Annotated in this window: 15 protein-coding genes; 6 read left to right on the top strand and 9 right to left on the bottom strand. The window is 66.7% G+C overall.

Annotation, left to right across the window (positions count from 1 at the left end):
• The first annotated feature begins 280 nt into the window (after positions 1 to 280).
• Complete coding sequence (gene erm, locus WMJ97_RS12320; RefSeq protein WP_347349295.1) at positions 281 to 1,099, top strand: 23S ribosomal RNA methyltransferase Erm; 819 nt, start codon at positions 281 to 283, stop codon at positions 1,097 to 1,099.
• Between the two features lie 94 nt (positions 1,100 to 1,193).
• On the opposite strand, the gene WMJ97_RS12315 is transcribed toward erm, so the two are convergent.
• Positions 1,194 to 1,778 (bottom strand): TetR family transcriptional regulator, encoded by a 585-nt coding sequence (locus tag WMJ97_RS12315; protein WP_347349294.1) that lies wholly within the window; start codon positions 1,776 to 1,778, stop codon positions 1,194 to 1,196.
• A gap of 91 nt (positions 1,779 to 1,869) precedes the next feature.
• On the opposite strand from WMJ97_RS12315, the gene WMJ97_RS12310 reads away from it, so the two are divergent.
• Positions 1,870 to 2,568: an NAD(P)-binding domain-containing protein gene (locus WMJ97_RS12310; RefSeq protein WP_347349293.1), complete on the top strand. Its 699-nt coding sequence runs from the start codon at positions 1,870 to 1,872 to the stop codon at positions 2,566 to 2,568.
• A gap of 33 nt (positions 2,569 to 2,601) precedes the next feature.
• Entirely contained in the window at positions 2,602 to 3,489 is an 888-nt protein-coding gene (locus WMJ97_RS12305) for an aldo/keto reductase (protein ID WP_347349292.1), read from the top strand.
• Between the two features lie 186 nt (positions 3,490 to 3,675).
• On the opposite strand, the gene WMJ97_RS12300 is transcribed toward WMJ97_RS12305, so the two are convergent.
• The 4 genes from WMJ97_RS12300 to WMJ97_RS12285 all read right to left on the bottom strand — a co-directional run bounded on the left by WMJ97_RS12300 (position 3,676) and on the right by WMJ97_RS12285 (position 5,752).
• Positions 3,676 to 3,921, bottom strand: a complete 246-nt coding sequence (locus tag WMJ97_RS12300; RefSeq protein ID WP_347349291.1) for a hypothetical protein — start codon at positions 3,919 to 3,921, stop codon at positions 3,676 to 3,678.
• Between the two features lie 129 nt (positions 3,922 to 4,050).
• The gene (locus WMJ97_RS12295) at positions 4,051 to 4,395 is read right to left on the bottom strand and encodes a metalloregulator ArsR/SmtB family transcription factor (protein ID WP_347349290.1); all 345 of its coding nucleotides are present in this window, start codon (positions 4,393 to 4,395) and stop codon (positions 4,051 to 4,053) included.
• A complete protein-coding gene (locus WMJ97_RS12290) occupies positions 4,392 to 4,853 on the bottom strand; it encodes an SRPBCC domain-containing protein (RefSeq protein WP_347349289.1) in 462 nt (153 codons plus the stop codon). The genes WMJ97_RS12295 and WMJ97_RS12290 overlap by 4 nt, the downstream gene beginning before the upstream one ends.
• 221 nt (positions 4,854 to 5,074) lie before the next feature.
• Positions 5,075 to 5,752, bottom strand: coding sequence for a TetR/AcrR family transcriptional regulator (locus WMJ97_RS12285; RefSeq protein ID WP_347349288.1), 678 nt, complete (start codon positions 5,750 to 5,752; stop codon positions 5,075 to 5,077).
• An 81-nt stretch (positions 5,753 to 5,833) separates the two neighbouring features.
• On the opposite strand from WMJ97_RS12285, the gene WMJ97_RS12280 reads away from it, so the two are divergent.
• Positions 5,834 to 6,454, top strand: a complete 621-nt coding sequence (locus tag WMJ97_RS12280; protein WP_347349287.1) for a hypothetical protein — start codon at positions 5,834 to 5,836, stop codon at positions 6,452 to 6,454.
• Between the two features lie 571 nt (positions 6,455 to 7,025).
• Here WMJ97_RS12280 and WMJ97_RS12275 read toward each other — a convergent pair.
• The 3 genes from WMJ97_RS12275 to WMJ97_RS12265 form a co-directional block, all read right to left on the bottom strand.
• Positions 7,026 to 7,229, bottom strand: a complete 204-nt coding sequence (locus WMJ97_RS12275; protein ID WP_347349286.1) for a hypothetical protein — start codon at positions 7,227 to 7,229, stop codon at positions 7,026 to 7,028.
• Entirely contained in the window at positions 7,226 to 8,980 is a 1,755-nt protein-coding gene (locus WMJ97_RS12270) for a class I SAM-dependent DNA methyltransferase (protein WP_347349285.1), read from the bottom strand. The genes WMJ97_RS12275 and WMJ97_RS12270 overlap by 4 nt, the downstream gene beginning before the upstream one ends.
• A 114-nt stretch (positions 8,981 to 9,094) precedes the next feature.
• A complete protein-coding gene (locus tag WMJ97_RS12265; RefSeq protein ID WP_347349284.1) occupies positions 9,095 to 9,448 on the bottom strand; it encodes a hypothetical protein in 354 nt (117 codons plus the stop codon).
• 125 nt (positions 9,449 to 9,573) lie between these two features.
• On the opposite strand from WMJ97_RS12265, the gene WMJ97_RS12260 reads away from it, so the two are divergent.
• Positions 9,574 to 9,777, top strand: a complete 204-nt coding sequence (locus tag WMJ97_RS12260) for a hypothetical protein (protein WP_347349283.1) — start codon at positions 9,574 to 9,576, stop codon at positions 9,775 to 9,777.
• Complete coding sequence (locus WMJ97_RS12255) at positions 9,774 to 10,010, top strand: hypothetical protein (RefSeq protein WP_347349282.1); 237 nt, start codon at positions 9,774 to 9,776, stop codon at positions 10,008 to 10,010. The genes WMJ97_RS12260 and WMJ97_RS12255 overlap by 4 nt, the downstream gene beginning before the upstream one ends.
• A gap of 56 nt (positions 10,011 to 10,066) precedes the next feature.
• Here the strand turns inward: WMJ97_RS12255 and WMJ97_RS12250 are convergent.
• On the bottom strand, positions 10,067 to 10,601 hold a 535-nt coding region (locus tag WMJ97_RS12250), incomplete at its 5' end, for an integrase core domain-containing protein (protein WP_347349281.1).

Here is a 10,601-nt window from a genome sequence, read left to right as displayed (position 1 = left end):
CTGCGACTACCGGCTGCCTGACGGGGCTTCGGCACCGCGATGTCGAGCCTCCCCGTCCAGGTGCCGGGGTTCCCGGTCTGAGGACGGGCTATTGGCTCGCTTTGGCGCGACCGGGTGGCCTAGGCTGATCGGCATGTTGGTTTTCGGCACTGCTTCGCTGCGTCTGCGCAGCCGCTAACGGCGGCGAGCACCCTCCACACGTTGTTGCTCCCGCTTCCGGTGATCACGGCCGGGCGGCCTTTTCAGCGTGCCCGGCTCCGCAACAACCACGGAGCAAACAGTGCCTACCTATCGACATGGCCGACATGAGCACGGCCAGAACTTCCTGACTGACCCCCTGACCATCGCCGCGATCACACGGCTCGTGGCCGTCACGAAGGGGCCGATCATCGAGATCGGACCCGGCGACGGAGCACTCACCACCCCGCTGGCCCGCCTCAACCGGCCAATCACCGCCGTCGAGATCGACGCCCGGCTCGCACGCCGCTTGACCGAACGCCTCCCGTCGGACGTCAACGTCATCACTGACGACTTCCTGAGCTACCGTCTACCGACGTCGCCGCATGTGCTGGTCGGCAACCTGCCGTTCCATCAGACCACAGCCATGCTTCGGCGCATTCTGCACGCACCCGGCTGGACAGAAGCAATCCTGCTCGTGCAATGGGAGGTCGCACGGCGCAGAGCCGGCGTTGGTGGCGCAACCATGATGACTGCGCAATGGGCGCCCTGGTTCGAGTTCTCCCTGCATGGCCGCGTCCCAGCCCGTGCATTCACCCCACGCCCAGGAGTCGACGGCGCGATTCTCAGCGTACGTCGCCGCCAGCAACCGCTCCTGCCCCAGCGGCAGCGGCGCCAGTTCCAAGAGCTGGTTCACCGCGTCTACACCGGTTCAGGCCGCGGGCTTGCACAGATCCTTGCCCGCACCACAGCACTGGCGTCGAGCCAGGCTGCACGGGCATGGCTGAGGCAGCACGGCGTGGACGCTACCGGGCTGCCGAAGGACCTGCCCGTGGAGGCCTGGGTGGACTTGTTCAAGACGACCGGTTCTTCGCCACCGCCTCGCCGCAAGCAAGACCCCTCGGGAATACCGCGCCGATGATCTCGCTGCGCGTCCGTTTGTTGGCGAAGTCGACGCCCGGCCGGGCCGCAAGAGAGCGCCGCTGTTCTTCTCGTGGACGCCGCGACTCGTGACGTCAGGGCGTCACCAACCTCCTGGCGGCCTCGACGACGGCTGCGCGGCGTCGGGGTCGGGCGTCCACCTCGGTGCTGCCGGTGACCATGCGGGACACCTGCGGCAAGAGGCCCCAGTAGCCGACGATCCCCAGGATCAGGATGTTGAGATCGGACGCCTCGAACGCGTCGGTGAGGACCCCGGATGCCTGCCCGTGGGCCAGTTCGGCGCTCCGATCGGCGTACATGGCGGCGCGCTTGGCTTCGTCGGTGACCTCGCCGGGAACGGTGAGCGCCTCCCACTGCAGCAGGCGCAGCAGCTGGGGGTGCTCGGTGAGGTAGTCGAACAGGCGTCCCGCGTACTCGCCCACCTCTTCGGGGCTGCCGGCCGGGATCGGCACGGACGCGCTAGCGGTGGTCACCTGCTCGGCCAGCACCCGGGCGAAGAGCCCCTGCTTGCCGCCGAAGTAGTTGTACACGCGCTCCTTGTTCACGCCGGCCGCGCGCGCGATCTTCTCGACGGTCGTCCCGTCGGGGCCGCGTGCGACGAACTCGGCGGTCGCGGCGTCCAGGATCTTCCTCTTGGTGCCCTCGGTGTCCCACGCCATCAATCCCCAAATCCAACGTTGGTGTTGCTTTCTGTCCAGGACACTACTACAGTCGCTTCCAACGAATCCGTTGGAAACTTGAGGAGCAGTCATGCAGATCGCAGTCATCGGCACTGGCATGGTCGGTTGCGTGCTCGCCTCCCGCCTCGCAGGGCTTGGCCACGAGGTCGCGATCGGCACCCGTGACCCGCAGGCCACGATGTCCCGCACCGAGCACGACGCCCTCGGCACCCCTCCCTACGCGCAGTGGGCTGCCGAGCACCCCGATGTCCGGTTGCTGCAACTGGCGGAAGCCGGAGCGTTCGCCGAGCTGGTGATGAACGCCAGCAACGGCGCGAACAGCATCAAGGCACTGCAAGGCGTCGGCGCCGAGAACCTGGCCGGCAAGGTGCTCATCGACGTCGCCCTGCCGCTCGACATGAGCCAGGGCATGCCGCCGATGCTCACCGTCGCCAACACCGACAGCCTGGGCGAGCAGATCCAGCGCGAGTTCCCGGGTGCCAAGGTCGTCAAGACGCTCAACACCGTGTTCTGCGAGGTCATGGTGCACCCGGAGCGCATCCCTGGCGAGCACACGATCTTCGTCGCCGGTGACGACGCGGACGCCAAGGCCACGGCCAGCCAGATTCTCACCAGCTTTGGCTGGCCGGAGACGTCGGTCATCGACCTGGGCGGCATCGCCGGGGCCCGCGGCTCCGAGATGTACATGCGCCTGTACTTCCAGCTGGCCACGCAGTTCGGCTTCGACGTCACGATTCAGGTCAAGAACGCCGACACGGCCGAGTCCTAAATCATTCCACGAGACTTTCGGAAGGACATGACCATGGAATTCCTGACCCTGAACAACGGCGTCGAGATGCCCTCCCTCGGGCTGGGCGTCTTCCAGTCCAGCCCGGAGGACACCGCCGATGCCGTGGCCGAGGCGCTGCGCGTCGGCTACCGCCACATCGACACGGCCGCGGCCTACGGCAACGAGAAGCAGGTCGGCGAGGGCATCCGCCGCTCCGGCCTGGCCCGCGACGAGGTCTTCGTCGAGACCAAGGTCTGGGTCTCCGACTACGGCTTCGAGCAGACCCGCCATGCCTTCGAGAAGGCGTCGGCCAAGCTGGGCCTCGACCAGATCGACCTGCTGATCCTGCACCAGCCGGCTCCGCTGAGCTTCGACTCGACGCTGGAGGCCTACCGCGGCCTGGAGTCTCTGCTCGATGAGGGCAGGGTGCGCGCCATCGGTGTGTCCAACTTCATGGTCGAGAACCTCGACGCGTTGATGGAGCGGGCCACCGTCACCCCGGCGGTGAACCAGATCGAGGTGCACCCGTACTTCCAGCAGCGCGACGTCCAGGCGAGGGACGCCGAACTGGGCATCGTCACCCAGGCCTGGTCGCCGCTGGGCGGCATCACCTTCTACCCCGGCTGGGGCAGCGACGATCGTCGCTCGACCCTGGACGACCCGACGATCGGGGCCAATGCGAAGGTGCGCGGCAAGAGCCCTGCGCAGGTGATGTTGCGGTGGCACCTGCAGGAGGGACGCCAGGTGATCCCGAAGTCGGTGAAGCCCCAGCGCATCGCCGAGAACCTCAACGTGTTCGACTTCCGGCTCACCGACGACGAGATCGCCTCCATCGACGGGCTCGACACCGGCGTGCGCGGCGGCCCCGACCCTCGCCAGGTCGGCAAGGAGAGCTTCGACTTCACCATCCCGGAAGCCTGACAAGGAGAACCACCACGGCCGCGCCAAAACGCTGGACGTCCTGAAGATCTCGCTCGACAACCTGGGCCTCGACTACCTCGACCTCTACCTGATGCACCAGCCGTTCAACGACTACTACGGCGCCTGGGAGGTCATGGCCCAGGCACAGGCCGACGGCCTCGTCCGCGCGATCGGCGTCTCGAACTTCTACCAGGGCAACACCGCGATCCGCGAGGAGCCCGCACTCATCGCCATCGCGGACGCGCACGGCGTGAGCGTCCCGCAGGTGATCATCCGCTGGCTGATCCAGCGCGGGGCCTCCCGGTCGCGAAGAGCGCCCACGCCGAGCGTCTGCGCACCAACATCGACGTCTTCGGTTTCGACCTGTCCGACGACGACATGGCTGCCATCACGGCCCTCGACAAGCAACAGCCGAACGCCGGGTTCACCCATCAGGACCCCCGCATACTGCAGGCCCTGCGTCGCTTCGAATGAGCGGAGTGCAGAAGCGCGATGGCGCGACCGCGTCTCCGAGCGGTGGTCATGAGGTCCTCGCTGCCATTCCGAGTTGAACGCGTGTGTTCAGGTCCCCCGTTCGTCGCGCTGCTGGACGCCACTCTCAGCCACCATCCGCAACCGATCCAGCCGCCGTTCCCAGCCTTGGCCGACGGCATCCAGGTGACGGGCTAGGCGGGAGAGCGGTGCCCCCAGGGCTTGATAGCGCAGCTGGCGCCCCTGCCGGTGCGCCCGGACCAGCCCTGCCCGGGCCAGGATGTCGAGATGGTGGGCGATCGCCTGCCTGCTGACGGGCAGGCTCTCAGCCAGTTCGGACGCCGACGCGGCGCGCTGACCGACCAGGCAGAGGATGCTCCATCTGGTTTCGTCGGCGAGGGCGGCGCACAGCGCAACCGGTGAGTCGGCGATCACTGTCCCTCCACGTGGGCAACGAAACTGTCGAGAACGTTGGTCCAACCCTTGACGTTCTCCTCCATCGCGGCGCGCCGGTCAGCCGTCTCCAAACGGTCGAAGCCGGATTCCACGACGGTCACCAAGGTGTGGTCCGGGCCCTCGGGTTCCAGGGTGAACTGGACCAGCGACGCGTCCTCGCCGGGGGCGTCGGTTCCCACGTCACCCCAGAGCAGATCGAAGTGATGCGGTTCGTCGAAGCGCTCCACGCGCATCGGCATCAGCCCATGCCCTACCCACTCGAAGGTGCCTTCGGCCCCCTCCCGCACACCGTCGGGGAACACCGCCGGGTGCCCCCACCACTGCTCGATCGCGGCGGGATCGGTCAATGCCGCCCACGTTTCCCGCTGGGAAGCGGCTACCCGGACCGTCCGGGTGATCCGTCCGGCGTCGAAGTCTGCCGTCGGGGTGGTGTCCATACGAATCCCTCCGCATCTGCAAACAGTTGATTGCAAATCAATCTAGTGGGACGGGGAGCCAACTGCAACAGATCTCTTGCTTCCCCAGGAGCCGGGGCTGCGGCGGAGCCAAAGAGACGACCTCGAACACCCCTGACGGAGAGCCCACCGGTGCCCACCAGCCCCCTGGGCGCGCAACGTCGCGACCGCTAGGGGAACGGCGCATCACGATGACTCCCGAACTACGTGCCAGGGGACGCGGCACTGGGGTCGGAACCGGATGAAAGCTGGGAAACGGTGTCCGACACAACCCAACCGTAGAAGTGATCGGCTGGGGTGAGTGTGCCCACGAAGTGACCACCCAACTCGAGCATGATCATGCCCACGAGCTGACTCAGTCGCGCTAGCACGGCTGCGATGCGTCCGACGGGCTGGTGGGTGGTCTCGGCGAGCGGGCAGAGTTGCCGCGCGAGAGCTTCGGGTAGCTCTGCGTCCGGCGGATCGTCGATCACAGCGAGAAAACCATCGAGGACGCGAGCAGCCGGCTGAATGGTGTCGGCGGGTGCCGAGTATCCGATGACGGGCGTGCCGTAGATGAGCTGAAACTCGTGGGGGTGGCCGACGGCCCACTCACGCAGCGCCAGCGCTCGGCGTGTCCAGGTGGCTGGGGCAGCGTCGAGGTGGTCAGCCAGCCCGCGATAGGCGTCCTTGATCAACTCGGTGAGAAGAGCGTCCCGGGTAGGAACGTGCTTGTACAGAGCAGACGGCACAACTCCGACGTCGTGGGCGATGCGGCGCATGGAGAGCTGGGCTGCCCCCTCGGTCGCCAGATGTGCACGAGCGACATCAAGGATTCGCTGACGTGTTGCGGCCTTGGCCTGCGTCCGCGATGTCTCGTGGCGAGGTGCGGGTGTGGGCACGGTCACACCTTAGCACTTGGCGAACGGTGTTCTCTGTGTTAACGTCAGACTCAGAGAACAGCGTTCACTAAAGGAGGAACGATGAGATTCCACAATGTCGGCGCGTTGACGGGTGTTGGTGCGGGGCTCGCATTCGCAGTTTTCCCGCTGCTGCGGCCATGGGGTGATAAGCAAGGTGGCCTCGATGGCATGACCGCAGCGTTCGTCTCGCCGCTCTGGGTGGCATCGCACCTTGTGGGGATGGTCGCATGGATTCTCCTGAGTGCGTCCGCCGTGGCAGCCACCCGGCGGGTACCGGCGCTGCTGATGGCTCTCGGGACGATGCTCGTCCTACCGTTTTATGGCGCCGAAGCCTTTGGACTTCACGGGCTGGCCACGACGGGGGGCGACATCATGGCTGGGCAGGCAGCTATCCGGGGCGGCGTGCCGCAGATGGTGATGTTCGCGTCAGGTTTGGTGCTGCTCGCGGTCGCCGTGCTCGCCGAACTGGGACGCGACCGGCGGTGGCCGACCGCGGTCATGGCCCTTGGGTTGGCCAGTTATCTACCGCAGTTCTTCCTCGTCCCGCAGATGCGGATCCTTCACGGACTCCTGCTCGGAGCCGGCTGTGTCGCGTGGGCGTTGAGCACTCCCCGCCTTGAGGCGCCTCGAAAGGGACAGACCGCCAGGGCGGCCCTCCGCCCGACGTTCCACAGCGCTTGAGATTTTGAGCTAGTTGGCCTTTCTCCGCGGCGCGGCGGACGCCACCAGTGAGGGAATCTGAGGTCAAGTCCGCTGGGGTGCACTCCACTCGCGCAGTGCCGCCTGTGCGCGGGCGCTCACGCTGCGATTCCCTCCGCGTCCTGCGTGACTGGGCTCATGGCCGAAGTCTGGAACGACGCCTCCCACCTAGCGCGCGAACTCATCGCTCGTGAGTCCCTGTTCGACCAACCGGACTACATCTGAGACGAAGACTCCTTCGAGGCCGAGATCGCACCCGACTTCACCGAAGTGGGAGCCTCCGGTGCCCTGTACTCTCGCGAGGACATCAAGGCGGTCGTGCTCGGCCGGCTGGCCGGCACGCACGCCATCTCCCTGACGGGCGGCTACAGGATCGTGGACCCTGAGGCCGTTCGGCTGGTCGACGGCGCGAACCCGCGGCCACCCGATCGGCCGGAACCCCGACACGGGTAACCCGCGGACGCCACCTGGAGGTCGGAGGTCGGGCTCGGCTGCACCATTTTCCCGAGACGGACCTCTGCTACTTGCTTGATCGCTTTCACGGACCAGTTCGTCACGCCTTCACCTCCGCGAAGAGCGCCTGGACGCGGGCGATGGCGGCTTGAACGTCGGCGTCGATCTCCGCCAGCGGACGGGGCGGGACGTACTTGTAGAAGACCCGAGTGAACGGAATCTCGTAGCCGATCTTCTCCTTGGACGCGTCGACCCACGCCTCAGGAGCCCACGGGAGCACCTCGCGCTCGACATAGGCCTTCACGTCCTCAGTGAGCGGGACGTTCTCAGTGTCACGCAGGGAGGTGTCCGGCTCGGGCTGCCCCTTCTTGCCCTTGACCAACTCACCCTCGGGCGAGGACTCTGCGAAGGCCCCACGAGGGCACGACGGTTGGCAGGCGTCAGGCCGACCTGCTGTGCACCCATGGCCGGCCCGAGCACCTTCTCGAACGCCGCGCTGGACGTCCATGTGGTGCCCTGGTCGAGGGACTCCAGTGCCGCGCGCAGTCGATGCCGGGCTTCGGCCTGCAACTTCTTGATCGGGGTCAGGGTCATCGCGGCCTCGATGCGGTCAGCGTCCACCTGGAAGACCTGCCGCAGGGGCTGCTCGACCGTGATGGTGCGGTAGCCGAACTCCGCCGTGCGCATCACCTTGGACACGTCGGGGTCGGCGTCCTCGTACTCGCCGTAGAGCCTCACGATGGTCTGGATGTTGGCCTCGGACAGGTAGCGGCGCTTGCTGCCGATGGACTTGCGCATCTTCACCCACTGGCCGGTGGCGTCGATCAACTGCACCTTGCCCTGCCGCTCGACAGGCTTGTCGTTGTCCAGAATCCAGATGTAGGTGGCGATGCCGGTGTTGTAGAACATGTCCGTCGGCAAGCCGATGATGGCGTCCACGAGGTCGTTCTCCAGCAGGTGACGTCTGATCTCAGACGGGCCCGAGCCTGCGTCGCCCGTGAACAGAGGGGAACCGTTGAGGACGATGGCCCCGCGCCCGCCCCCCGCCGAGGCCGGGCGCATCTTGGAGACCAGGTGCTGTAGGAAGAGCATCGCTCCGTCGTTGACGCTAGGCAGGCCAGCCGCGAACCGCCCCTCCTCGCCGTCGCGCTCGCGCTCCCGCTCGACGGCCTGCTTCTGCACCTTCCACTCCTGACCGAACGGAGGGTTGGCGAGGCAGTAGGAGAACGTGTTGGCCGCGTGGCCGTCGTCCAGGAGGGTGTCCCCGAAGTAGATTTGCGAGGAGTCCTGCCCCTTGATGATGAGGTCGGCCTTGGCCATGGCGAAGGACTGGCGGTTGAACTCCTGCCCGAACAGGTTGAGGGTCGCCTGCCCGTTGTGCTCCGCGAGCCACGCGTGGGCCTCGGAGAGCATGCCGCCTGTGCCGCAGGTGGGGTCGTAGACCTGACGGATGAGGGCCGGGTCGGACAGGTCTTCGGTGTCGGGGGCGAAGAGGATGGAGACCATGAGGCGGATCACCTCACGCGGGGTGAAGTAGTCACCCGCGAGGTCCTTGCTCGACTCCATGAAGCGCCGGATCAGTTCCTCGAAGACGTCGCCCATCTCGGCGTTGGACACCCGGTCGGGATGGACGTCGAGGGCGGCGAACTTCTGCACGATGCCGGTCAGGCGCTCCCGCTCGTCCAGGTCGCTGATGATCTTGGGCATGTCGAAGCGCTCGAAGACCTCCCGCACCTCGTCGTTGAACCCCTCGACGTAGTTCAGGAGGTTAGCGGCCAGGTTGGCCGGATCACCCAGACTGGTCAGACTGAAGGGCGAGGTGTTGTAGAACGACCGGCCCGACGCGCGACGGAGCATCTGGTGGCGCATGAGCGGAGCCGAGGACTCGTACTTCTCCGACGCCGCGAGCACCGCGTCCTTCGTGTCGGACAAGGCAGCATCGAACCGAGCGAGCACGGTGAACGGCAGGATGACGGTGCCGAACTCCTTGTGTCGGTACGGCCCTCGGAGCATGTCCGCGATGCTCCAGATGAATCCTGCGTCTGGCTTGGTCAAGGTCTGGCTCGCCTTCATGTGTAACGGTCTTCTACTGGATGTTAGGAGATGGGCTTTCGGGATTTCTGAGACTCGCGGGCCCGGCGAGCAGCCGGCCACCCAACCCGCTCTCGCTCATCCAGCACCACCGCCGTACTCCTGGATCGCGCGCAACGAGGCGGCGCGCCTCTGCTGCGTCGCATCGGGCTTGGATGCGCGCTCGGCGTAGCGACACTGGCCCTCCGCAACGAGGGCGGCAGCCGTCTGGCCAGGCGCTGGACGGCCACCTTGGGTCATAGCCTTGAAGACCATCTCGCTGATCTGCCTCGGGCTATGGAAGCCCTCCGCCATCCACCAGCCCAGACCGACGAGCACGAGACCGGCGTCGTAGGTCTCCAGGGCCTCCTGGATGCCCTTGCGAAGGGCTGGGACGTTCTTGGGCGGGAAGGGCGTCTCTGCCTGCTCCATGGCTTCCAGGAAGGCGCTCACAACGGACTCGGACTCAGCGGAGCCCGCTGAGGCAGCGGCGTCCGCTGACACCCTGCTCCGACTCCCGGAGGTGTGGGTGGGACGGACGCCCGAGACTTTGGGACCTGCCCAACTACTCCATCGGCATGACCGCTGACGAGATCGCGGTCCACGCCGCCCGATACGAGGAGCGCGTGCCGTACGCCTTCTCGCCCAAGGGCCAGCCTGACTGGGAGCGCGGCGTCCAGCAGTACCGGGGCCCCGCAGCCTCGGGCAAGGTGACGTGCGCCAACCGGCCCGAGAGCCTCCGGGTTACCCCGGGGGTGAGTGCCCCTCGGTCGGCCAGTTGAACCGTGACGAGGCCATCCAGCCGTGCGCGTGCAGCGCCCAGCCCAGCCTCGGTCCCGAGGACGACCTCGACCTGCGACAGCGCTACCTCTACGGCACCCGTAAGTGGTTGGCCGCCAATTCACGGCGCAGCAGCGTGGAGGCCAGCAACGCGAACTTCACCACCCACTTCTCGGGCCTCGGGGACCGCAGGGCCATCCGGACGTTCAGGGACGTCGCAAGCGCGCGTGGCTGACGTGCTTCGGCATCATCGCCGTCGCGATTCGCCTGATGCGTAGTGAGCCGCCCCCTTCATTCGGTCCGGACGTTCTGTGAGTCGTCGGTTTCCATTTGATGGGTGCACTGCCGAGCGTACTCGGCTGGGGTTAGGTAGCCGAGCGAGGAGTGCCGGCGGTGGTGGTTGTACTCGTCCTTCCAGTCGCCGATGATGACCTGTGCGTGCAGCAGCGAGTAGAAGCTGTTGATGTTGAGGCACTCGTCGCGGATCCGGCTGTTGAACGACTCGACGTACCCGTTGCGCCACGGCGAGCCCGGAGGGATGTAGGACAGGCCGGTGCGGGTGCCGGCCCAGTCGGCCATCGCCTCGCTGATGAACTCCGGCCCGTTGTCCGACCTGAGCACCGCCGGGGCGCCCCGGGCGGCGACGAGGTCCTCGAGGTGGGCGGTGAGCCGGTCGGCGGTAATCGAGCGCTCCACGAGGCCGCCGATGCACTCCCGGGTGTGCTCGTCGACGATCGAGCAGATCTTGCTCAATCGTCCGTGCTCGTCGGCGTCGAACTGGAAGTCCACCGCCCACACCACGTTCGGCGCGTCCGCCGTCGGTGCG

Origin of the sequence: Nigerium sp. (assembly GCF_039811905.1) — a bacterium.
Lineage (GTDB): Bacteria > Actinomycetota > Actinomycetes > Propionibacteriales > Propionibacteriaceae > Propioniciclava.
This window is presented reverse-complemented; position numbering and strand designations above follow the sequence as displayed.

Bases quoted from the DNA above. Each gene is read 5' to 3' on its own strand.
- WMJ97_RS12290 (WP_347349289.1), bottom strand. From the start codon at position 4,853: ATGGACACCACCCCGACGGCAGACTTCGACGCCGGACGGATCACCCGG.
- WMJ97_RS12310 (WP_347349293.1), top strand. From the start codon at position 1,870: ATGCAGATCGCAGTCATCGGCACTGGCATGGTCGGTTGCGTGCTCGCC.
- WMJ97_RS12315 (WP_347349294.1), bottom strand. From the start codon at position 1,778: ATGGCGTGGGACACCGAGGGCACCAAGAGGAAGATCCTGGACGCCGCG.
- WMJ97_RS12280 (WP_347349287.1), top strand. From the start codon at position 5,834: ATGAGATTCCACAATGTCGGCGCGTTGACGGGTGTTGGTGCGGGGCTC.
- WMJ97_RS12300 (WP_347349291.1), bottom strand. From the start codon at position 3,921: ATGGGTGAACCCGGCGTTCGGCTGTTGCTTGTCGAGGGCCGTGATGGC.
- WMJ97_RS12260 (WP_347349283.1), top strand. From the start codon at position 9,574: ATGACCGCTGACGAGATCGCGGTCCACGCCGCCCGATACGAGGAGCGC.
- WMJ97_RS12305 (WP_347349292.1), top strand. From the start codon at position 2,602: ATGGAATTCCTGACCCTGAACAACGGCGTCGAGATGCCCTCCCTCGGG.